Annotated in this window: 15 protein-coding genes; 7 read left to right on the forward strand and 8 right to left on the reverse strand. The window is 73.3% G+C overall.

Annotated features, from left to right (window positions below):
- Positions 1-49 precede the first annotated feature (49 nt).
- Complete coding sequence (locus RKD20_RS05595; RefSeq protein ID WP_424876688.1) at positions 50-1024, forward strand: lysylphosphatidylglycerol synthase transmembrane domain-containing protein; 975 nt, start codon at positions 50-52, stop codon at positions 1022-1024.
- A gap of 16 nt (positions 1025-1040) precedes the next feature.
- Here RKD20_RS05595 and RKD20_RS05600 read toward each other — a convergent pair whose 3' ends face one another.
- The 3 genes from RKD20_RS05600 to RKD20_RS05610 all read right to left on the reverse strand — a co-directional run bounded on the left by RKD20_RS05600 (position 1041) and on the right by RKD20_RS05610 (position 5856).
- Positions 1041-2285 (reverse strand): NAD(P)/FAD-dependent oxidoreductase, encoded by a 1245-nt coding sequence (locus RKD20_RS05600; RefSeq protein WP_424876689.1) that lies wholly within the window; start codon positions 2283-2285, stop codon positions 1041-1043.
- A 594-nt stretch (positions 2286-2879) separates the two neighbouring features.
- Positions 2880-4301, reverse strand: coding sequence for an FAD-dependent oxidoreductase (locus tag RKD20_RS05605; protein WP_424876690.1), 1422 nt, complete (start codon positions 4299-4301; stop codon positions 2880-2882).
- A gap of 115 nt (positions 4302-4416) precedes the next feature.
- Positions 4417-5856, reverse strand: a complete 1440-nt coding sequence (locus RKD20_RS05610; RefSeq protein ID WP_424876691.1) for an FGGY family carbohydrate kinase — start codon at positions 5854-5856, stop codon at positions 4417-4419.
- Between the two features lie 287 nt (positions 5857-6143).
- Between RKD20_RS05610 and RKD20_RS05615 the strand changes: the two genes are divergently transcribed.
- The 3 genes from RKD20_RS05615 (at position 6144) to RKD20_RS05625 (ending at position 9949) form a co-directional block, all read left to right on the forward strand.
- The gene (locus RKD20_RS05615) at positions 6144-7139 is read left to right on the forward strand and encodes a hypothetical protein (RefSeq protein ID WP_424876692.1); all 996 of its coding nucleotides are present in this window, start codon (positions 6144-6146) and stop codon (positions 7137-7139) included.
- A gap of 39 nt (positions 7140-7178) precedes the next feature.
- Positions 7179-8702 (forward strand): amino acid permease, encoded by a 1524-nt coding sequence (locus tag RKD20_RS05620; RefSeq protein ID WP_424876693.1) that lies wholly within the window; start codon positions 7179-7181, stop codon positions 8700-8702.
- 161 nt (positions 8703-8863) lie between these two features.
- On the forward strand, positions 8864-9949 hold the full coding sequence (locus tag RKD20_RS05625) for a mechanosensitive ion channel family protein (RefSeq protein ID WP_424883150.1): 1086 nt from the start codon (positions 8864-8866) through the stop codon (positions 9947-9949).
- 175 nt (positions 9950-10124) lie between these two features.
- Here RKD20_RS05625 and RKD20_RS05630 read toward each other — a convergent pair whose 3' ends face one another.
- On the reverse strand, positions 10125-11678 hold the full coding sequence (locus tag RKD20_RS05630) for a M1 family metallopeptidase (protein ID WP_424876694.1): 1554 nt from the start codon (positions 11676-11678) through the stop codon (positions 10125-10127).
- Positions 11679-11884: 206 nt separating this feature from the next.
- On the opposite strand from RKD20_RS05630, the gene RKD20_RS05635 reads away from it, so the two are divergent.
- Positions 11885-14104: an NADP-dependent isocitrate dehydrogenase gene (locus RKD20_RS05635; RefSeq protein WP_424876695.1), complete on the forward strand. Its 2220-nt coding sequence runs from the start codon at positions 11885-11887 to the stop codon at positions 14102-14104.
- Between the two features lie 796 nt (positions 14105-14900).
- Complete coding sequence (locus tag RKD20_RS05640; protein ID WP_424876696.1) at positions 14901-15674, forward strand: N-formylglutamate amidohydrolase; 774 nt, start codon at positions 14901-14903, stop codon at positions 15672-15674.
- 18 nt (positions 15675-15692) lie between these two features.
- On the opposite strand, the gene RKD20_RS05645 is transcribed toward RKD20_RS05640, so the two are convergent.
- Genes RKD20_RS05645 through RKD20_RS05655 form a run of 3 tightly spaced genes read right to left on the reverse strand, consistent with a single transcriptional unit; the run spans position 15693 to position 18246 of the window.
- Positions 15693-16178: a hypothetical protein gene (locus RKD20_RS05645; RefSeq protein ID WP_424883151.1), complete on the reverse strand. Its 486-nt coding sequence runs from the start codon at positions 16176-16178 to the stop codon at positions 15693-15695.
- A gap of 5 nt (positions 16179-16183) precedes the next feature.
- Complete coding sequence (locus RKD20_RS05650) at positions 16184-16759, reverse strand: RNA polymerase sigma factor (protein WP_424876697.1); 576 nt, start codon at positions 16757-16759, stop codon at positions 16184-16186.
- Between the two features lie 59 nt (positions 16760-16818).
- The gene (locus RKD20_RS05655; RefSeq protein WP_424876698.1) at positions 16819-18246 is read right to left on the reverse strand and encodes a S8/S53 family peptidase; all 1428 of its coding nucleotides are present in this window, start codon (positions 18244-18246) and stop codon (positions 16819-16821) included.
- Positions 18247-18394: 148 nt separating this feature from the next.
- On the opposite strand from RKD20_RS05655, the gene RKD20_RS05660 reads away from it, so the two are divergent.
- Positions 18395-20962, forward strand: a complete 2568-nt coding sequence (locus RKD20_RS05660) for a CHAT domain-containing protein (protein ID WP_424883152.1) — start codon at positions 18395-18397, stop codon at positions 20960-20962.
- Positions 20963-21055: 93 nt separating this feature from the next.
- Here the strand turns inward: RKD20_RS05660 and RKD20_RS05665 are convergent, their stop codons facing one another.
- Complete coding sequence (locus RKD20_RS05665; protein WP_424876699.1) at positions 21056-22942, reverse strand: LuxR C-terminal-related transcriptional regulator; 1887 nt, start codon at positions 22940-22942, stop codon at positions 21056-21058.
- Between the last annotated feature and the right edge of the window lie 43 nt (positions 22943-22985).

Genomic DNA, 22985 nt, shown 5'->3' on the forward strand with positions numbered 1-22985 from the left:
CCCGCTTCCGCAACCCGCCGTTGGCGCGGTGGGGAAAACCTCTCCCGGTGTGACAGCGGTAGAACTCCCCCAGGGACGCCCTCTCCAGCGCCTCCCCGTCCGCCGTATCCGCCAGATCCTGTGTCTGGTCCCGCTCCTGCTGGTCACCGTCGTGGCGGTCCGGCACCGTTCCGTGCTCGTCGAGGGCTTCGGTCACCTGCGCAACGCCGAGTGGCCATGGCTCGCGGCCGCGACCGGCACCACCTGTCTGACCTGGGTGGCCGCCTCCTTCACCCGGCAGGGCGCCGTGGTGGCGAGACTGCCCCGGCGGCGACTGCTGGCCACACAGTTCGCGGCGGGCGCGGCCAACCATCTGCTGCCTACGGGCCTCGGCGCGGGCGCGGTCAACCTGCGGTTCATGACCGTGTGCGGGGTTCCGCTCGCCCGTTCCTCGGCCGCACTGGCCCTGTACGTGCTGGCGGAGTCGGTCGGCCGGCTCGCCCTGCTGACCGTGCTCTTCCTGGCCTTCCCGGACGCGCTGCGGTTCGGCGCGCTGCTGCCCGGCACGGCGGCCGGTCCGCTGCTGCTGGGCCTGGGCGCCGTACTGGTGACGGCCGTGGGTGTCCTCGCCGGTGTCCGCCGGGTGCGGACGGCGGTGGGCTCCTTCCTGCGGACCGCCCTGTGCGAGGCCCGCTCGGTGCACGCCATGCCGTCCCGGGCGTTCGCCCTGTGGGGCGGTTCGCTCGCCTTCCCGGCCCTCCAGGCGGCCGGTTTCGCCGCGGTGGGACAGGCGCTGGGGCTGCCGGTGGCGCCCGTGCACATGGCCGTCGCGTATCTGGCCGCGACCTGCGCGGTGGCCCTGGTGCCCACACCGGGCGGGGTCGGCTCGGTGGAGGCGGCCCTGGTGGTGGCGCTGGTGGCGGCCGGCGGCCCGGTGGCCGTGGCCACGGCGGTGGTGCTCGCCTACCGGATCATCACGGTCTGGGTGCCGCTGGTGCCGGGGGCGCTGACGCTGGGTGCGCTGGTGCGGTTGAAGGTGATCTGACCGGCGGCCGGGTCGTTCACCGACTGCTCAGCGTCACCCGCACAGGGCCGCCCTCGGGATCGGCCAGGTGGGCCCACCGTGCGCTCAGGACGAGGGGCCGGTAGGGAAGTGCCCTGACCAGGCATTGGCGGTGCAGCGTGCGGCCGTCCTGGGTGACCTGGAGGAGCGGGCGGGTCAAGCGGGCCGTCGTGCGCAGGATGTACGGCAGACCGTACGGCAGCCCGCTCTCGGCCGGGGCCGGGGTGACCCGGTTCGGGACGACCCAGCGCAGCGGCGGTGCCACCGCCAGGGGGACGCCGTCCGGGTGTTCGGCTCCGGCCAGCGTCTCCAGCACGGCACCGGCCGCGTGTGCCCCCTCGCGGGCCGCGGTCGCCGCGCTCTCCGCGGGGTGCAGCACACTGCCGGCCGCGAACACGCCGGGCCGTGAGGTGCGCAGCGACCCGTCGACGGCCGGGCCCCGGGTGCCGGGGTCCAGGGTCAGGTCGCCGCGCCGGGCGAGTTCGTGATCGGGCACGAAGTCGCCGGTGAACACGACGGTGTCGCAGGGCAGTACGGCCGTCCTGCCGTCACGGTGCCGTACGCGGACGCCCGACAGCCGTGCGTGTCCGAGGAGTTCGGTGACGATGGTGCCGGTGAGGAGCGGGATCCCTTGCCGGAGGCGGGCGTCGGCGGCGCGGCTGGGTGTGGTCCGGGCGCGGGGCAGGTCGGTGAGCATGGCGACGACCACCGCTCCGGCGGCCCGTACGGTGGCGGCGGCCGCGTAGGAGACGTCCTCGGCGCCGACCACGACCGCGCGCTCCCCGATGCGCTGTCCGTGGAGGTGCACGGCCTGCTGGAGTTCGCCCGTGGTGAGGACTCCGGCGGGGCGGGTACCGGGGACGAGCCGTGCGGAACGCGGGCGTTCGCGGGCGCCCGTGGCCAGGACGACCGCCCGCGCCCGGATCGTCTCCGGTCCGCCCGGGCCGACGGTGTGCAGCGACAGCGGGCCCGCCCAGTCGAGGGCGGTGACTCCGGTGCGCACGACGGCCCCGGCGCGCTCGGCGGCCGTGACGAGGAGTCGGGCGTAGGCGGGCCCGGTCAGGGGCCGCGACCAGCTGCCGTAACCGCCGTGAGCACAGTGCCGCGGCACTCCCCCGGCCTGCTGTTCCCGGTCCAGGACCTCGACCCGGCCCACCTGCGCGTCAGCCAACCGAGCGGCAGCCGCGAGCCCGGCGGGCCCGGCACCGACGATCAGGACGTCGACGTGGCGTACGGCGGTCATGGGCGGGTCCTCTCGGGGGGCGCCGGGGGCCGGGGTTGTCCGCGCGGCACCGAGGGCTGGGCCCCTTCGCGCGGCGCCGGAGGCTGGGGTTGTCCGCGGGGCGCAGAGGGGCTGGGCCTGGTCGCGAGGCACAGAGGGGCCGGGCCTGCCCGCACGGCACCGGAAGCAGGGCCCGGACGCGAGACACACAGGGGCCGAACCCGCCCGCGCGGAGCCGTAGGCCGGGGCCGCCCACGCCCAGCCCAAGGGCGGATATCGCCGCACGGCGCCCAAGGCCGGGCCTGCCTGCGGGGCGCCAGGGGGCCGTACCTGCCCGCGCGGCACCATAGGACAGGCCCACCCGCGCCCTGTCCAAACCGGAATTCCCCGCGCGCCACGCAAAGCCAGGCCTGCCCGGGCCCCGCCCAAGACCGAACATCCCCGTGCGCCGCCCAAGGCGGGACCTGCCTGCGGGGCGCCGGGGCCAGGCCTGCCCGCGCCCTGCCCACGACCGGACCTGCCCACGCGCCGCCGTCCGAGAGCGGCCATCCCCGCGCACCGCCGAAAGCCAGCGCTCCCCCGTCGCCGCCCCGGCGAACACCGCCCGCCCCCCACTCACTTCCGCGCCCCCTCGAACAACTCCCGCACCGCGGCCCCGCAGTAGAACCCCTGGCACCGACCCGCCCGGGCCCGGGTCCGGCGGCGTAGGCCGTCGAGGCCGGCCGGGGGGATCGTGGCGGTGAGGGCGTCGCGGATTTCGCCGCGGGTCACGCGCTCGCAGTGGCAGACGAGGGTGCCGTACTCCGGGTCGGCGGCGATGAGTTCGGGGCGCTGGTAGGGGCGTGGGAAGGCCTCGCCGAGGTTGGGCATGCGGACCGGGTCCAGTTCCGTGGCGGGGCCGAGGGCGAGGCCGGCCTCGGCGAGCAGGTCCGTCACGTGCGCGGCGATGGCGAGCGACGCGGTCAGTCCGGTCGATCGGATGCCGCCGACGGTGACGTACGCCTGCTCGGGATGGGCCGAGATGCGGTAGTCCTCGTGCTCGGTGGCGGCACGCAGGCCCGCGTAGACGGCGGTGACCTCCTCGTCGAGCAGGCCGGGCAGGATACGGCGGCCCTTGTCGCGGAGCCCCTCAAGACCCTCGGCGGTGGAGACGGTGGCCCGCTTGTCGTCCAGGTCCTCGGCGGTGGGGCCGAGGAGGACGTTGCCGTACACGGTGGGGGCGACCAGGACGCCCTTGCCGAGTGCGGTGGGCACCGGCAGGAGAATGTGCCGTACGAGGTCGCGGGCGAACTTGTCGAAGACGAGGAGCTGGCCGCGGCGCGGGGTGACGGTGAAGTCGTCGTGGCCGAGGGCGCGGTCGAGGGTGTCGGCGTGCAGACCGGCGGCGTTGACGAGCCAACGGGTTCGCAGGGTGCCGCGGGAGGTCGTCAGGTGGTGCGTGCCGTCCTGATGACTCGCCCGCTCCACCCGGGTGTTGAGGTGCAGGTCGACTCCGTGCCGGACGGCCTGGGTGGCGTACGCCAGGTTCGTGGTCCAGGGGCAGATGATGCTCTCGCCGGGCACGTGCAGGGCGCCCAGCGCGCCGGGGCCGAGGTGCGGCTCGCGGTCGTAGAGCTCGGCGGGGCCGATCAGGCGGGTGTCCGTGCAGTCGTTGCGCTCTGCCTTCTCCGCCAGCCGGGGCAGCGCGGCGAGTTGCTCCTCGTCCCAGGCCACGAGGAGGGCGCCGACAGGCTCAACGGGGATGCCGGTCGCTGCCGCGTACGCGGCGAGCAGCCGCGCGCCCTCGCGGACCAGGCGGGCCTCCAGGAAGCCGGGGGTGGCGTCGAAACCGGTGTGCAGGATGGCGGTGTTGGCCTTCGAGGAGCCCTGTCCCACGTCGTCCTCCGCCTCGACGAGCGCGATGCGCAGGTGCGGGTGGTGGGCGAGGCCCCGGGCGATCGCGCTGCCGACGACCCCGGCGCCGACGACCGCGATGTCGTAGGGCGCCGAGGGCAACGGCCCGCGCCGGGTGACCGCGCCGTGCGCAGGGGCCGTCATGCGGGGGTGCCGCCCGGGAAGGAGCACGGCAGCGCAGTGAAGGGGCGCGGGGTACGGCGTGACCAGCCACGGCGGCCACCCCGCCGCGGACGGCCGGGCGCGTATCGCACTCCCTTCATCCGTCCGCCCCTTCGAGCAGCGCGTTCACCGCGGCCCGGAACGCGGCCAGCCGCTCCGCCGCCTCCTCGGACGACACCCGCGGTTCGTACACCGCGGCCGGCTTCCCGTCGGGCAGGGCGTCCGTCATCTCCAGGCCCGGTTCAACGCCGAGGCGGGCCAGGGTGCCCACGCCCAGCGCCGTCGCGTCCGGCAGCGCCGACACCTCCACGGGGCGTTGCAGCAGGTCCGCCTGGGTCTGCATGAGGAGAGTGGAGCGGGTGAGACCGCCGTCGACGCGCAGGGCGTCCAACGGCGCGCCGAGCTCCGTGGCGGCGGCCTCGGCGAGCAGGGCGACCTGTGCCGCCAGCCCTTCGCACAGTGCTCGCACCAGCTGCCCGGGGCCGGTGTCGAGGCCGAGGCCGGTGAGGGAGCCCCGCAGGTCGCCCCGCCACCACGGGGCCGCGAGTCCGGCGAGGGCCGGGACGAAGGTGACCCCTCCGCTGTCGGGCACCGCACCGCCCACCGCGTCGAGGTCGGCGGCGCCCTTGATGACGCCCAGGTCGGTGAGCCAGCGGACCGCGGACGCGGCCGTGTAGACCTGGCCGTCGAGGCAGTAATCGGTCCGCCCGCCGAGCTGCCAGGCCACACAGCTCACCAGTCCCGCGTCACCGCGCCGGGGCACGGACCCGGTGTGCGCGAGCAGGAACGCCCCTGTTCCGTAGGTGCACTTGGCGCCACCGGGTGCCGTGATGCGCTGGGCGAGCAGCGCGGCCTGCTGGTCCACGGCCAGACCGGTGAGCGGGATCTCCGGGCCGAACGCCCTTGTCACGCCAACCTGTCGGGCGTTGTCGACGACCTCGGGGAGCCGTTCGTCCGCGAGGCCGTACAGGTCGAGGGCGCGCCGGGACCACTGCGCACGGTCCAGGTCGAGAAGCTGGGTGCGGCCGGCGGTGGCGGCGTCCGTGACGAAGGCGCCGGTGAGCCGGTGGACGAGCCAGGCGTCAGTGGTGGTGACGACGCCCTCCCGGGTGAGGTGCCGTCGTATCCAGGCCATCTTGGGTGCGGCGAAGTACGGGTCGAGCGGAAGTCCGGTCAGCGCACGCAACTCGTCGGCGCGCCCGGCGAGTTCGGAGCACATGGACTCCGCCCGCCGGTCCTGCCACACGAGTGCGTCGGTGAGGGGCCGGCCCGTTGCCGGGTCCCAGGCGAGCACGGTCTCGCCCTGGTTGGCGAGGCCCAGCGCGACCACCGCCTCACCCGCCTCGGCCAGCGCCCGCGAACCGGCCTCGATCACCGAGTCGTACAGCTGCGCGGGGTCGGCCTCGACGCGTCCGGCGGGCAGGTGGCGGGGACGCACCTCGGCGAATCCGGCGCCGATGACCCCGCGTTCGGGACAGATCACCAGGGCCTTGGTACCGGACGTGCCCTGATCGACGGCGAGCACCGGACCGGTCATCACGCCCCTCCCTGAGTGATCACGGTCCGACAGCCTGCCGCCGCCGCCCGCACCGCGTCAAGGCACCCCCCACCAGCGGTTACTCGACCGCGTTGACTGGCCGATCACCAGTCAACTCCCTTGTTCTGAAAAGAAGTTCGGAATGATCGGGAAGTGGTGTGCGGGGCGAATCCTCGCCCCTATAGTGACCGCCGACCAACGCGATCTCCTCAACCGCCGCCCCGAGGAGGGCTGTTGTTACTCCACCCTGCCGTTCCGCCCGGTCCCGCGTCCGGGGCGGGAAGGTGATGGCCAGAGAAGGAGCACGCCCCGTATACGATCCCGCCGGCCACGACCCGGAGCTGCGCGCGGCCCTCCAGGAGGTCCGCGCCGGGCGCTGGATGTCGATGCGCACCCTGCTGGAGCGGACCCCGTGCTGGTGGCAGTGGACCCAGCGCACCCAGGTCCTGGCCGCGGCGGCCGCGGGGACCGACGTCGTGCGGACCTGGCTCACCGAGGAGCCAGGCAGCGTGCCGGCCACGGTGATGCGGGCCCGGGTCGCCGTGGAACGCGCGCTGCGGGCCCGGCGCGAGCGGCACCGCCGTACGCACGAACTGTGGATCGAGGCCTGGGACGTCAGCCGGACCGCCGCCCGGGTCGCGGCTCACGATCCGGTGCCCTGGGTGTGCCTGCTGGCGCTGGCCCAGCTGGACCACCGGCTGCTGTGGGAGGAGCACCGGGCCGAGCCGCCCGGGCCGATGCTGCCGCCGGGCCCGTGGGGGCTGCTGGCCGAGGCCGGCAAGCGGGACCCGTACAACCGCGAGGCCCACCACCGGATGCTCCAGTTCCTGTACGCGCGGGCGTCCTCGGGGCGGCTGGCGGAGGCGGTCGGCTTCGCGCACTGGGCTGCCGCGTCCGCCCCGCCGGGGTCCGCACTGCACGTCCTGCCGCTGTACGTACGGGTCGAGCGCTACCGGCGCGGTGCCGGGCACAGTGCCGCGCTCGACCTGCACTGGGTGGCCGAGGACGCCATCCGGGAGGCGGACCGGGCGCACGACGCCTGGTTCGCGCGGGCTCCCGCCGAGGAGCGCACCCCGCTCGACCTCAACCATCTCGCCCACGCCCTGTGGGGCGCGCTGCGGTTCGAGGAGGCGACCGAGGTGTTCGACGCCCTCGGCCCGTACTACACGCCCCTGCCGTGGTCCTACCGCACCGACGCGGGCGGCGAGCGGGGCCAGGGCGTACCGGTCTTCCTCCAGGCGCGGGCGCGCAGCCGGTTCGCGGCGCGCGGCCCCGAAGTCTGACATCCGCACGGTTCCCGTCCATTCCACGGAGGTCTCCGTATGTCGTCCGAACCGTCGATATCCCCGGAAGTCCCGCAGCCCGACGAGGAACAGCGACTGCGCGAACTCGGCTACCGGCCCGTGCTCGCCCGGCGCATGGGCGGCTTCGGGAACTTCGCGATCAGCTTCTCGGTGATCTCGATCCTGTCCGGCTGCATGACCCTGTACGGCTTCGGCATGGCCGCGGGCGGCCCCGCGGTGATGCTGTGGGGCTGGGCCGGCGTCGGCCTCTTCGTGCTGTGCGTGGGACTCGCGCTGGCCGAGGTCACCAGCGCGTATCCGACGTCCGGCGCCCTGTACTACATGGCGGACCGGCTCGGCGGGCGCCGCTGGGGCTGGTACACGGGGTGGCTGAACCTGCTCGGGCTGCTCGGCGCGATCGCCGGCATCGACTACGGCGCCGCCCTGTTCGCGGGCGCGTTCGCCAACCTCCAGTGGGGCTTCGAGCCGACACCGGGGAAGACCATGCTGATCTTCGTGGCGATCCTCTTACTGCACGCCGTGCTGAACCTGTTCGGCGTCCGGCTGGTCTCCGTGCTCAACTCGATCAGCGTGTGGTGGCACCTGGCCGGTGTGGCGGTGATCGTCGGCGCCCTGTGGATCGTCCCGGACAGCCACCGGTCGCCGTCGTTCGTGTTCACGGAGTTCGTCAACGACACCGGCTGGCACAACCCGGTCTACGTGGCGGCGATCGGCCTGCTGCTCGCGCAGTACACCTTCTCCGGCTACGACGCCTCCGCCCACCTGTCCGAGGAGACCTCCAACGCCTCGGTGTCCGCGGCCAAGGGCATCGTGCGGGCGATCTGGGTGTCGTGGATCGCCGGGTTCGTGCTGCTCGCGGGGCTCACCTTCGCGATCCAGGACTACGACGCCACGCGGGCCAGCGCGACCGGGGTGCCGCCGGCCCAGATCCTGCTCGACGGGCTCGGCACCGACGGCGCCAGCGCGCTGCTCGTCGTGGTGATCGTGGCGCAGCTGTTCTGCGGCAACGCCGAGGTGGCCGCGGCCAGCCGGATGGTGTTCGCCTTCAGCCGCGACAAGGCCCTGCCGGGGTCCGCGCTCTGGCGGAAGGTCAGCGCCCGCACCCAGACGCCGGTCGCCGCCGTGTGGCTGGCGGTCGTCGTCGCCGGGGTGCTCGCCGTGCCCTCGCTCTACTCCGCGACCGCGTACGGCGCGGTGACCGCGATCAACGTCATCGGCATCACACCCGCGTACGCCATTCCCGTGTTCCTGCGGCTGCGCGCGGGGAGTCGTTTTCAGCCGGGTCCGTGGAGCCTGGGCAGGTGGAGCAAGCCCATCGGATGGACGGCCGTGGTGTGGGTGGCCTGTGTGACGGTGCTGTTCTGCCTGCCGCAGTCCTCGCCGGTGACGGTGGACACGATGAACTACGCCTCCGTGGCCCTGGCCGTCGTCCTGCTTCTCGCCACGGTGTGGTGGTTCGTGGCCCGGCGTTCGTACGGAACGCCCACGACGGCCGCGTACTCGGACCGGGAGCAGGCCGAACTCGCCGAGGGCATCGTCTGAAACCCGGCGATCCGGCCCCCTGCCCGGTACGAACTCCCGTGTCGGATACGGCAGGATGAGCGGTCGCGTCGGCCACGGAACCTTCACACGGCCGACGCGATCGCACTTCCCGCAATTTTCGAACAGGTGGCAACGTGACGGCATTTCAACGGGATCTCACCATGGACGACATGGTCGGCGCCGGCATCGCCGTGGTCGCCGGTCTGGTGGCGGCCTTCCTGCTGCGCATGCTGCTCAAGTGGCTGGGCAAGCACGCGGACCGCACCAAGTGGGGCGGCGACGACGTCCTCGTGGCCGCGCTGCGGACGGTGGTCCCCTCGGCGGCGATCGCGGGCGGCATCGCCGTCGCCGCGGCGGCGCTGCCGCTGACCAAGGGGGTCCAGCGCACGGTCAACCAGGTGCTGACCGTGCTGCTGATCTTCGTCGTCACGGTGGCGGCGGCCCGGCTGGTCGCGGGGCTCGTGCGGACGGTCACCACGTCCCGTTCCGGGGTCGCCGGATCGGCCACGATCTTCGTCAACATCACCCGGGTGCTGGTCATGGCGATCGGTTTCCTGGTCGTGCTCCAGACCCTCGGCATCTCCATAGCGCCCATGCTCACCGCCCTGGGCGTCGGCGGTCTCGCGGTCGCGCTGGCCCTCCAGGACACGCTCGCCAACCTCTTCGCGGGCATCCACATCCTCGCCTCCAAGACGGTCCAGCCCGGTGACTACATCCGGCTGGCCAGCGGCGAGGAGGGGTACGTCGAGGACATCAACTGGCGTCAGACGACGGTCCGAGCGCTCTCCAACAACCTGATCGTCGTCCCCAATGGCGAGCTCGCCAAGACGAACATGACCAACTTCATGCGTCCCGAGCAGCAGTTGACGATCCTGGTCCAGGTCGGGGTGGCGTACGACAGCGATCTGGACCATGTCGAGCGGGTCACCTGCGAGGTCGTCACCGACGTCATGACGCGGATCGAGGGCGCGGTCCCGGAGCACGAGCCGCTGGTCCGCTTCCACACCTTCGGCGACTCGCGGATCGGCTTCACGGTCATCCTGGGCGTCGGCGAGTTCAGCGACCAGTTCCGCATCAAGCACGAGTTCATCAAGCAGCTGCACAAGCGCTACCGCGAGGAGGGCATCCGGATCCCGGCGCCGACGCGGACCGTGGCCCTGCAGCAGGGCTCGGTGTCGATTCCGCACCAGCGCGGCGGGGAGACGGTGATCGAGCCGGGCGAGATCTCCGCCGCGCGGCTCGACTAGGTCGTGCCGTTCGTAGCGGACCGACCTTGAGGAACGGCGCACCCGGGCCGGGTCCTGCGGGGGCGACGATCGGGTGCCCCCGCACAGTCGGGGCCGGGCCGCGCCCGGGCCACCGCGACGCCGTGGCCGCGCGGGCGTTCGGACTGATCGGGAGCACCGGCCCCGCCGTGGTCGGCTACAGGGTGGCCGAGTTGTCGTGCGGGGCGCTCGGGCGGCTCTGCGGCTGCCGCAGAGCCGAACTCACCGGCGTCACGGTCCAGTCCGGATGGCCGGGCATCCTCGGGGTCTTCGTCCCGTAGAGCCAGTCCCGCAGGAATCCGGACTGGTCGGCGCCGGAGACCTCGGAGGCGACGGCGATGTAGTCGGCGGTCGACGCCGAGGCGTTGCGGAAGCGCCCCAGGAAGGTGGACTCGATCGCGGCGAAGACGTTTTCGCCGACCTGTTGGCGCAGCGCGTACAGGACGAGGACGCCGCCGAGGTAGCGCTGGCTGTCGAAGAGGTTGGCCTCGTTCGGGGCGGCGACCGGGCCGGAGGTCCTGCGCCACTGGTCGCCGCGCGCGTAGGTGTCCTTCATACGGGCTTCCATGGTGGTCAGGCCGAGGGAGTCGGCCCAGCCGCGCTCGTAGCGGTACAGCAGCCCGTAGAAGTCGGCGTGGCCCTCGTTGAGCCACAGGTCGGACCAGGTCGCCGGGCTCACGCTGTTGCCGAAGTAGGAGTGGACCAGCTCGTGCATCATGTGCGAGCCGATGCTCTTCTCCGCCTGGAGCAGGAAGTTCGGCTTGTACAGGGTGAGGGTCTGGGTCTCCAGGCCCGTGAAGTCGAAGGCGTTCGAGGCGTCGTTGTTGCAGGGCAGCAGGCCGTACGTCTCGAAGGGGAAGGCGCCGAGCCGCTGCTCGATCCAGCTCACGAGGTTCGGGGTGAGGGCGAGCGCGGGCTCCAGTGCGGTGGCCCGGGCGGTCGGGACGACGTCCCTGAGCGGGAGTCCGTGCGGCCCCTGGCGGTCCTTGATCACGTAGTCGCCGACCGTGATCTGCACGAGCTCCGTGGCGATCGGCTCCCGGGACCGGTAGCAGTACGCGGTCCGGCCGTCGCCGAGGTCCTCGGTGCTCACCAGCCGGCCGCTCGCGACCCCCTTGAGACCCGCCGGGACCGTGACGCGGAACGTGAAGTCGGCCTTGTCCGAGGGGTGGTCGTTGCACGGGAAGACGGTGTGCGCCGCGTTGGGCTGGGGGCAGACCGCGAAACCGTCCGGGGTGGGCACCCAGGCGGTGGGGGCGAGGGCGGCGCGCGGGTCCACCGTGTACGTCACGGTCACGGTCGCCGTGGTCTGCGCGGCCAGCGGGGCGGCGGGGGTGATCCGCAGCTTCTGGCCGGCCTGCTCCCGGGCGGCCTGGACACCGTCGAGCAGCACCTCGTGCACGTCGAGGCCCAGCGCGTCCAGGGAGAGGCGGCTCAGCTCCTGGGTGGTGGTGAGCGTCAGGGTCACCGTCGCGTCGACGAGCCGGGTCGAGGCGTCGTACGCGAAGTCGAGGTCGTACGAGGAGACGCGGTAGCCGTCGTTGCCGAGGCCCGGGAAGACGGGATCCCCGAGGGTCTCCGGGCCAGGGGTACCGGTCTCCGGGCCAGGGGTGGCGGTCTCCGGGTCCGCGTGCGCCGGGGCGGCCACGGACAGGGCCGCCACGGTGCCGAGCAGAGCTGCCGGTGCCGTCACTCTGGTGCGATATCTCATGGTCTGCTTTCCCTCGGGCGGCCGGGTGGTCGGGTCCGGCCGTCGGATGACTGCGATCAACGTGCATGACCACAAGATCAGACGCTTCGGTTGCCCGAGGGGATGTACGGGATCTTCGCCGGCAGTCGGGGACCGCTGTCGAGACCGGGGCCGTCACGAGATATCTTGATGTCGAGCAATGTTGCAGACGTGGAGCGGAGCACCCGGTGACTGACTCGACCATCATCTATACGCACACTGACGAGGCCCCGGCCCTGGCGACGTATTCCTTCCTGCCGGTGGTCCAGGCGTACGCCTCGCAGGCGGGTGTCTCCGTGGAGACGCGGGACATCTCGCTGGCCGGGCGGATCATCGCCGTGTTCCCGGAGTACCTGACCGAGGACCAGCGGATCCCGGACGCCCTGCACGAGCTGGGCGAGCTGGCGAAGACGCCCGAGGCCAACATCATCAAGCTGCCGAACATCTCGGCGTCGATCCCGCAGCTCAAGGCCGCCGTCGCCGAGCTGCAGGCCCAGGGCTACGCGCTGCCGGACTACCCGGACGACCCCAAGACCGACGAGGAGCGGGACATCCAGGCCCGCTACGACAAGGTCAAGGGCTCCGCCGTGAACCCGGTCCTGCGTGAGGGCAACTCCGACCGCCGCGCCCCCGCCTCGGTCAAGAACTACGCCAAGAACCACCCGCACCGCATGGGCGCCTGGTCGTCGGACTCCAAGACCAACGTGGCGACCATGGGCGTGGACGACTTCCGCTCCACCGAGAAGTCCGCCGTGATCTCCGAGGCCGGCTCGCTGCGGATCGAGCTGGTCGGCGACGACGGCTCCACCACGGTCCTGCGCGAGTCGGTACCGGTCCTCGAGGGCGAGGTCGTCGACGCCTCGGTGCTGCACGTGGCCCCGCTGCGCGAGTTCCTCACCGCGCAGATCGCCCGCGCCAAGGCCGAGGACGTGCTGTTCTCCGTGCACCTCAAGGCCACGATGATGAAGGTCTCGGACCCGATCATCTTCGGTCACGTGGTGCGCGCGTTCTTCCCGAAGACCTTCGCGCAGTACGGACCGACGCTCGCCGCGGCCGGCCTGACCCCGAACGACGGTCTGGGCGGCATCTACAAGGGCCTGGAGTCCCTGCCCGAGGGCGCCGAGATCAAGGCGTCCTTCGACGCCGAGCTCGCCGAGGGCCCGGCTCTCGCGATGGTCGACTCCGACAAGGGCATCACCAACCTGCACGTGCCGTCCGACGTGATCGTGGACGCCTCGATGCCGGCCATGATCCGCACCTCGGGTCACATGTGGGGCCCGGACGGCCAGGAGGCCGACACCCTCGCGGTCCTGCCTGACTCGTCGTACGCCGGTGTCTACCAGGCCGTGATCGAGGACTGCCGTGCCAACGGCGCCTACGACCCCTCGACCATGGGCTCGGTCCCGAACGTCGGCCTGATGGCGCAGAAGGCCGAGGAGTACGGCTCCCACGACAAGACCTTCGAGATCCAGACCACCGGCACCGTCCGCCTGGTCGACCAGGACGGCAACGCCGTCATCGAGCAGACGGTCTCCGCCGGCGACATCTTCCGCGCCTGCCAGACCAAGGACGCCCCGATCCGCGACTGGGTGAAGCTGGCCGTCACCCGCGCCCGCGCCACCGGCAACCCGGCCGTGTTCTGGCTGGACGAGACCCGCGCGCACGACGCCAACCTGATCGCCAAGGTCAACACCTACCTCGCGGAGCACGACACCGAGGGCCTGGACATCCGGATCCTGAACCCGGTCGAGGCGACCAAGCTGTCGGTGGAGCGCATCCGCCGCGGCGAGGACACGATCTCCGTGACGGGCAACGTCCTGCGTGACTACCTCACCGACCTCTTCCCCATCCTGGAGCTGGGCACCAGCGCCAAGATGCTGTCGGTCGTCCCGCTGATGGCGGGTGGCGGTCTGTTCGAGACGGGCGCCGGCGGTTCCGCGCCGAAGCACGTCCAGCAGCTGGTCAAGGAGAACTACCTGCGCTGGGACTCCCTCGGTGAGTTCTTCGCGCTGGTCCCCTCCCTGGAGCAGTACGCCGACTTCACGGGCAACTCCCGCGCGAAGGTCCTGGCCGACACGCTGGACCGCGCCACGGCGACCTTCCTCAACGAGGACAAGTCCCCGACCCGTCGCGTCGGCGGCATCGACAACCGCGGCAGCCACTTCTACCTGTCCCTGTACTGGGCCCAGGAGCTGGCCGCGCAGACCGACGACGCGGACCTGGCGAAGGCCTTCGCCCCGCTCGCCGAGACGCTCGCCGCGAACGAGCAGAAGATCGTCGAGGAGCTCAACGCCGTCCAGGGCAAGCCGGCCGAGATCGGCGGCTACTACCAGCCCGACCCGGCGCTGGCCGCGAAGGTCATGCGCCCGTCGACGACGTGGAACGAGACCCTGGCGTCCCTGAGCTGACGCCCGCCCGCAGTACGACTCCGCCCCGGTCGGCTTCTGCCCGGCCGGGGCGGAGGTGTGTCCGGAGGGGGCGGAGGCGTGTCCGGAGGGGGATCGGGGGGCGCCCGGGAGAGTCGCGCGGGGCGGGAGGGCAGCCTGAGCCCCGGGCTACGAGCCCCGGGCCGCGGCGGGGTGCGGGCTCCAGGTCGCGGGCTGCGGGCTACGAGCAGGCCACGGGGTACCTCCCACGGGCTGCGGGGCCCGGGCCACGGGCTGCAGGCTACTGGCCGGTGGCCGGTTGCCGCTGAGGCGTAAGGCCTTGATGCCGCCGGGGCCGGGTCGGCGGGCCCCGGCCGGGAGTCCGGCGGCCGAGCCGTGCGGGGCTGCCCAAGCGGGGTGCGGGCTCCAGGTCGCGGGCTGCGGGCTACGAGCTGCAGGCCACGGGGTACCTCCCACGGGCTGCGAGGTCCGGGCCACGGGCTGCAGGCTACTGGCCGGTTGCCGCTGAGGCGTAAGGCCTTGATGCCGCCGGGGCCGGGTCGGCGTGCCCCGGCCCCAGCGGCGTCCGGCGGCCGAGCCGTGTGGGGCTGCCCAAGGTGTCGGCCGTGCGGCTGCGGCTCACTGGTCCCGCGCGCCGATCAGCTCCCCCACGTCCGCGTCCTCGGTGGCGGCCCGGGTCGGTACGTACCGCGCGGCAAGGCCGGCGGGTCGGTCCGCCTCGGTCTGCTCGCTCAGCCGCCGCAGGACGTCCGCCGGTCCCTGATGTTCATGCTGAGATGGTGCAGCACGCCACTGACAACGCCCCGGGAGCAGCCGTATGCCCTCGTTCGACCTCGTGCCCGGCGCCGGGAAATCACCCGTGATCCTTCATGTGCCGCACTCCTCCCGGGAGATACCGGACGACGTACGGGCCGGGATCGTGCTGGACGACGCCGCGTTGGAGCGGGAGCTCGACCACATCGTCGACGCGCACACCGCGGAACTCGCCGAGGAGGCGGCCCGGCTGGCCCGGCTGACCCCGTGGCGGTTCGTGAACCGGCTTTCGCGGCTGGTCGTCGATCCCGAGCGGTTCCCGGACGAGCGGGAGGAGATGCTCGCCGTCGGGATGGGGGCCGTGTACACGAGGACCACGGGGCGGGAGGAGCTGCGGCCCGCGGACACCGACCCCGAGCCGCTGATCGCCCGCTGCTTCCGGCCGTACGCCCGGGCGATGACCGACGCCGTGGCCGAGCGGCTGGCCGTCGCCGGGCGGGCCGTCGTCATCGACGTGCACTCCTACCCCAGCGCGCCGCTGCCCTACGAGCTGCACGGCGCGGGGCCGCGGCCGCCGGTCTGTCTCGGTACCGATTCCTTCCACACGCCACCCGAACTCCTCGCCGCGGCACGGGAGGCGTTCGGGGAGGTCGGGCTGGACAGTCCGTTCAGCGGGACGTATGTGCCGCTGGAGTTCTACGGCCGCGAACCCCGGGTGAGCGCCCTGATGGTGGAGATCCGGCGGGACACGTACATGACGGAACCGGGCGGCCCCGCCGGGCCGGGGCTCCACAAGCTCGCGCAGGCACTCGCCGCTCTCGTGGACGCCCTGGTCTGACCCCGCCCGGAGCATCCTTCAGACGGTCAGCCAGTCGGTGACGACGACTCCTTCGCCGGTCCTCAGCCGTAGCGCGAAGGGACCGGCGGGGGACGCCTCGCAGGTGAAGCGGCCCATGTCGTCGGTCGTGAGCGACGAGCCCGCCTGCGGACCGCTGAGCACCTCGATCCGGGCCGACTGGGGAGGCAGCACCTGTCCCATGAGGCCCTGCGGGGTGAGCTCGACGTCGACCGTCACCTCGCCCGCGTGGAAGGTCAGCATCCGCGGCGCCCCCGTCGCTCCCCTCACCGGCAGGGCGTCCACCACCGAGTCGAAGGCGAGTTCGGCGATCCGGCAGTCCAGGTCGTGCAGCGCGAACGCCTCCACGGCGATCTGCCGCAGGGCGGGCGGTACGGGGTCCAGGATGGCCGTCGCCTGCCGGAGCTCCTCCTCCAGCAGTTCGAGGGCCAACTCCTCGTCCGGCAGCGCCTGTTCGTCGAAGACGGCGTCGAGGTCGTCGTTCATGTCGCTCATACCGCCCCCCGGGCTTCGAGCCGCGCCCGCAGCCGCCTGAGGCAGCGCTGGCGCAGTGGTCCGATACTGCCCACCGCGATGCCCAGAGCGGCGGACACCTCCTGGTAGCCGGGCTTGGGCGAGGCCATCAGGATGCGCAGCAACTGCCGGCAGCGCTCGCCGAGTTCCTCGAGCTCCTGCCACAGGTACCGGACGCGCTCGCTCTGGGCGGCGGCCTCCTCGGAGTCGATGAACGACTGCTCGGGCGTCCGGTCCTCGCTGATCCGGTCCAGGAGCCGCGGATCGTCCGTGACGGTCAGCCGCCTCAGGCCCTTGAGCACCTTCAGACACTCGTGGCGTGCCGTGCTCGCCAGCCAGGACTTGGCCTTGTCCGGTTCGCGGATGCGCCCGAGGTGCTGGGCGAAGCGGAACCACACGGTCTGGTACACCTCGTGCGCGTCGGCGTCGGAGAGCCGGTGCGCGCGCACCACCGCCCACACCAGTGGGCTCAGCCCTTCCACGAGCGCCTTCCAGGCCGCCGCGTCACCGTCGACGGCGGACTGGACCAGCGCACCGACATCTGCTCGGTCCACGGTCCCACCCCTCGTGTACGGCAAGTCATCGTACGCCGTGGAAGCGGGCACTCCGGACCTCATGCGCCGACCGGGCGCTGCACGACCGGCACCGGGCGCCAGCCGGCCGGCTTCAGCGCCGGTACGTGCGCCCCGCGCACTTCGGCGAACTGCGTGTTCGTGGAGAGCAGTTGCTGCCGGGCGGCGCGGGGGTCGGTCTCCTTGTTCGCGGTCATGTGGGCGGCGACCAGACCTGCCACGACCGGCGTGGCGAAGGAGGTGCCGCTCCAGTGCGCGTACCCCTCGAACATCACCTGGTCCGGCTTGGCGGTGCTGCCGTCCTCGCTCAACACGCCGACGTGGGACGGGGACTGACAGGTGCACACGTAGGTGAAGCCGTACCGGCAGGCCTCGTACGTGGAGTGCTGGTAGAGGTAGGGCACCGGTGCGTCGAAGCCGGTGAGGGCGCTGGTGAGGCGCTCGCCGGGGGCGTAGACGTTCACCCAGGAGCCGTGGTTGCTGAAGCAGGCGCCGAACTCGCCGTCGCCGCGCAGCGCGCCGACCGACAGGACGACGCCCTGGTACTCGGGCAGGTCGGCGTAGGCGGCGGGCCAGAAGGGGGTGGCGCTGGCGTTGTTGCCGGCCGCGGCGACCAACAGGGTGCCGTGGGCGCGCAGTTCCTGCATGAACGCGTCCAGGCCGAGCAGTCCGTCGGGGCGGCCGTTGGAGGTGCCCGCGGAGAGGCTGATGATGTCGGGCCAGCCGTCGGCGACCGCCTCGAAGAGCTTCTCGCCGAGCTCGGACTCCAGGATGGCGCCCGCGTCGTTGAGGGTGTTGCGGACGGTGATGTCGGTGTTGGGCGCGACGGCCGCGAGGACACCGGCGATGAACGTGCCGTGGCCGACGTACTGGAGGAGGTTGCCGGCCGCGTCGGTCTCGGTGCCGTGCAGGTCGCCCTCGACATGGGCGAGCAGGGGGACGAGCGCGTGGTCGTGGGTGAGGCCGTTGTCGACGACCAGGACTCCCACGGAGGTGTCGGGGTCGTAACCCGCTTCCGCGGGGGCCGGGTTGGTGCCCTGACTGAGCGCGGCGGGCACGGGCTCGTCGCCGGGGCAGGAGTTGACCGCGATCGACACCACGTGGTTGCGGCTGACCAGGCGGTGTCCGGCGCGTCCCTCGCGCTCGCTCATGGCGCGCAGGGCGTGGGTGACGGCACGGTCGCCGCGCCGGTCGCCGTGGCCCGGGTCGCCCACCTTGATGCGGGTGATGCCCGAGCGGTTGGTCTCGGGGCTGTCCCGCTGTACGTAGTCGCCGGTCAGACCGGTGGCCTCGGTGAAGTGGGTGCGCACGGTCTCCTCGACGAGCGCCGCGTCGCGCCCGTCGCGGGCGAGGACGACCCCCTTCTCGTAGATGAACTCCGAGGCGTCGTCGGGCCCCAGTGCCAGCGGGACGTCGGGCATGGAGCGCTGGATCTGGTCGAACTGCTCGTGGAATCGCTGAGGTGCCATGGCGTGTCCTCCCACTGAGGCGGCGGTCGTCAGTCAGAGCCGCGGGTCCGGTGATTGATACAGCGCCAAACCGGTGTGGCCTGCCACCTGGGCCACTACCATCCATGGAGTGACAGCGGGAAGCGACTCGGTTCTCGAACTTCTGCCGATGGTGTTCGCCGCCCCCAACCAGGCGCTGGCGAGGGCAGAGGAAGTACTCGGCTCGGATCCCTCACCGCTGCACGCCTCCGTCGCCCACCAGGTGATCGGCATCTGGCAGCGCGACTGGGGGGACATGCGGCTCGCCCTGGACCATCTGCGCCGGGCCCGCGACCTCGCGGCCCGCTCGGAGTCCGCGGACCGGGAGGCGGACGTACTGGCCGCGCTCGGGGTGGCACTGGTGCACGCGGGGCGCACCCGGCAGGGGCTCGCGGCGCTGGAGCGCGGTGTCGAGGTCAGCAGCGGGCACACCCGCGCGCGCGTCCTGTTCCGGCGGGCGTACGCCTCCTGGGTGCTCGGGCATCACCGGACGGCGCTGGAGGACGTACGGCGGGCGGTTCCGGTGCTGCGGCAGGCGGACGACGTGATCTGGACGGCGCGGGCACTGACCCTGCGGGCCACCGTGCATCTGGCGCTCGGGGCGGTGGAGCGGGCGGACGCCGACTTCACCGCGGCGGAGGCGCTGTGGGACACCACGGGCCAGGAGCACGACAAGGCCGACGCGGTGGAGAGCCGGGGGCTCGCCGCCTACCGGTCGGGGGACATTCCCGCCGCGCTGCGGCTGCTCGACGAGGCACAGGAGCGGTACGCCAAGCTCGGCACGCCGACGTTCATGCTCACCGTGCGGCGCTGCGAGGTGCTGATGGCCGCCGGGCTCGCCCCGGAGGCGCTCGCGGAGGCGGACGCGGCGATCAAGGTCCTCGACGGCATCGGCGGACAGTCCACCCTCAAGGCGGAACTGCTGCTCGCCGCCGCGCGGGCGGCCCGGCACGCAGGGGACGCGCACACCGCGATCGCGCGGGCCGACATGGCGGTACGGCTGTTCGCCGGGCAGCGGCGCACCTGGTGGGAGACGCACGCCCGGCTGGTGCTGATCGAGGCCCGGGTCGCCGCCGGGCGCGGCTCGGGCCGGCTGGTCGCCGATGCGGCGGCGGTCGCCGGCCGGCTGGCCTCCTTCGGCGCGCCCGCCGCCCCGGAGGCCTCACTGCTGGCGGGCCGGATCGCGCTCGGCCTGGGGTGGCGGGAGGATGCCCGACGGCACCTGGAGGTGGCCGCCCGCAGCCGGCACAGCGGGCCGCCGCTGGCGCGGATGACGGGATGGGCCGCGCAGGCGCTGTGGGCGCGGGCCGTGGGCTCCGACCGGCGGGTGCTGGAAGCCTGTCGCCGCGGCCTGGACGTGCTCGACGCTCACCGTACGACCCTGGGCGCCTCGGAGCTGCGGGCGCGGGCCACCGCGCAGGGCGCCGAGCTCGCCGGGCTCGCCGCGCGGGCCTCGCTCGCGTCGGGCGGCCCGCGACGGCTGCTGGTGTGGAGCGAACGCTGGCGGGCCACCGTGCTGTCCGCGCCGCCGACCCGCCCGCCGGCCGACCCGGCGCTGCTCAGCGACCTCACCGCCTTCCGGGAGATAGCGGCACGCGCGGAGGGCTCCCGGATGGAGGGCCGGCCGGTGCCGACGCTGGAGCGTGAACAGCGGCGCCTGGAACGGGAGATCCGCTCCCGGACCCTCCATATGCGCGGTGACGCTCCCGGCGACGGCTACCGGTTCGACCCCGGCAGGCTGCTGGAACGGCTCGGTGACGACGTCCGGTTGGTCGAACTCGCCGTGCTCGACGGGCGGGTCCAGGTGCTGCTGTGCGCGCAGGGCCGGGTGCGGCGGTTCGAGGGCGGACTGCTCGCCGACGCCGAGCGGGAGGCGGAGCACGTCCAGGCGGGGCTCAGGCGACTGGCCCACCCGGGGGCGGAGGCCCGGCTCCCGGTGGTGGAGGCGGCCGGGCGGCGGCTGGAGGAGCTGCTGCTCGGGCCGGCCGCGGCGCAACTCGGGTCCGGCCCGGTCGTGGTGGTGCCGCCGGGGCGGCTGCACCAGGTGCCGTGGGCCCTGCTGCCCTCGCTGCGGGAGCGGGTGTTCAGTGTGTCACCGTCGGCGAGCAGCTGGCTGCGGGCGAGGGAGACCGCGCCGCCGCCGAGCGGACGCCAGGTGCTCGTCCGCGGACCGGGGCTCGCGACCGGGGGCGCCGAGGTGCCCGAACTGGCCGGGCGGCACGGCTCCGCGACGGTCCTGGAGTACGACGACGCGCGCGTGCCGCGGGTGTTGGAGGAACTGGACGGGGCGGCGCTGGCGCACATCGCCGCGCACGGCACGTTCCGTGCGGACAGTCCGCTGTTCTCGTCGTTGCGGATGGCCGACGGGCCGCTCATCGTCCACGACTTCGAGCGCCTGGACCGCAGCCCGTACCGGATCATCCTGTCCTGCTGCGACACGGCCCGGCTCGCCTCGGTCGGCGCGGACGAGCTGCTCGGCCTGGTCACCGCGCTGCTGCCGCTGGGCACAGCGGGTGTGGTGGCGTGCAGCGCGCCGGTCAACGACGAGGCGGTGGTGCCGCTGATGCTCGCGCTGCACAAGGGGCTGGGTGCGGGGGCGTCCATGGCGGAGGCGCTGCGCGACGCGCGGGCCTCGCTGCCGGGGGACTCGGTGCATCAGGCGACGGGGTGGGCGTTCTCGGCGTTCGGGGCGGCGTGAGCGACGCGAGCGCCGAGGAGTCCGGGGTGTGTGGGGCGGCCTGACCCCTCCCCCGAATACTGGGGGTCAGACCGCCCCGGTCCGGGGTACGGCTCAGGCCGGCTGTGCCTCCGGCAGCTCCACCAGGCACGGCAGTGCGTCGCGGTCGCTCGCGCCGAGGCGGGCGTACGCGCTGTAGAGGTGGTTGCCGACGGTACGGACGGACAGGGTGAGTTTCTCCGCGATCTGGCGGTTGCTCAGTCCGGCGGCCGCGAGGGTGACGATCTGCCGCTGGCGGGCGGTGAGTTCGCCGAGGACCAGTCCGGACAGGGCCGGGGTGCGGGCGCCCTGACAACGGCGGGCCAGGGCGACGGCGCGGGTGCGTGAGGTGCGGGCGGCGCTCGGGTCGCGGTGCGCCCCCACGGCCTGGGCGTACGCCTCCGCCGCGAAGAGCAGGAAGCCGCGCTCCTCCAGCGTCTGCGCCGCGCGGTCGAGGGCGGGACCGTCGCCGTGCGCGAGCGCCTCGGCGTGGGCGGCGAAGACACCGGTCAGCCGGCCGGCGGCCCGGTCCGGCGCGCCGAGGCGGACGGCGTCGTACGGCTCCTCCCCCACCGTGCCGAGTGCCGAGTCGAGATCACCGCGGGCGGCGGCCCACCAGGTGGCGGCCGAACCCTCCGCGACATGCGGTGAGTCGGTGGTGGACCGCCCTCCGGACGGCGCGGGTCCCGGTGCCGGGAGCTGGGCGGAGCCGTCGGTGGCCGGGCCGGGCGGGCTCACCGCATGCTCCGTGGCGCCCGACTGTGCCGCCGCCAGGCCGAGTTCGAGGTGGCAGGCCGGGTCGTCGGGGGTGGTTCGCAGTCCCTCCGCGGCCCAGGCAGCGGCCTCTCGCAGTGCGCCTCGCAGACGGGCGAACCGGGCTCGTACGGCGGCGTGCCGGGCCGGGATGCCGGAGCACTCGTCCACGAGCCACTCCCCCACCGGGGCCGGCACGGCTCGTACGTCCGTCTCGGCGATCGCCCGGGTCAGGGTGGCCGTCTCCGTCTCCAGGGCGGCCGCGCAGCTGTCCGGGGTGCGGGCCAGGCGCCGGGCCCGCAGGCGTCCGGCGGCGGCGCGCAGCACCGGGCCGTGGAGAGGGTGGGCGAGGCGGGCGGCGCCTTGCTCGTCGACGTGGACCAGCCCATCGGTCTCCAGAGCTTCGAGGGCGTCGAGGTCGAGGGTGTCGGCGTCCATCGGGAGCGGCTCGCCGAAAGCCAGGCGGTCCAGGGTCTCCCGCTCGCCGGGACCGGCGCGGTCGAGGAGGTGCGCGGCGTCTTCGCGTACGGTCGTGGTGATCGGTACCGGGCCGCGCCACGCCCACTCGGCCGAGTCCGGGACCCGGTGCGGCAGTCCCCGCTCGCGCACCGCGTCCACCAGCTCGCGCAGCAGGCGCAGATCGCCCCGGCACAGGCGGTACAGCCGGTTGACGGTGAGGGCTTCCGGACCGCCGGCGCCGGCCGCGAGCAGCCGCGCGGTCTCCTCGCGGGGCAGCGGTTCGAGGGCGAGGCGCGGCAGGAGCTCTCCGGTCCACAGACGGGAGATCGCGCCCGGTACGCGCGCGCCGTCGGTGGCGACGACGAGGAGTCGGGTGCGGCCGTGCACCGCGAGCTGGTGGACCAGGGCCGCCGAGACGTCGTCCAGCAGATGGGCGTCGTCGACGAGCAGCAGCCGTACGGATGACAGGAGTTGGACCGCCCGGTGCAGGGACACCGTCTCCGGGAGGAGATGCGCGAAGGCGGCGAACGGGAGACCGTGGGTCTCCGGCGTGCCCGTGATCCGGGCGCACTCGGTGCCGCGTACGGCCTCCGTGACGAGCCGGGTCTTGCCCCGGCCCGCGGGCCCGGTCACCACCATGCCCTGCCGTCCCCCGGCAACGGACCTGCGGACCAGCTCCAGTTCGTCCTCGCGCCCGGTGAACGGCCAGGGCAGCTCCAGGGTCTTCGCGTCCCGTTCGAAAATCGTCACGGAAGCTAGAGCGGTGCTACTCAGTCCTGATACAGGGGGACTT

The sequence above is a fragment of the Streptomyces sp. SLBN-8D4 genome, assembly GCF_049739545.1.
In the GTDB taxonomy this organism is placed as follows: Bacteria; Actinomycetota; Actinomycetes; order Streptomycetales; family Streptomycetaceae; genus Streptomyces; species Streptomyces canus_C.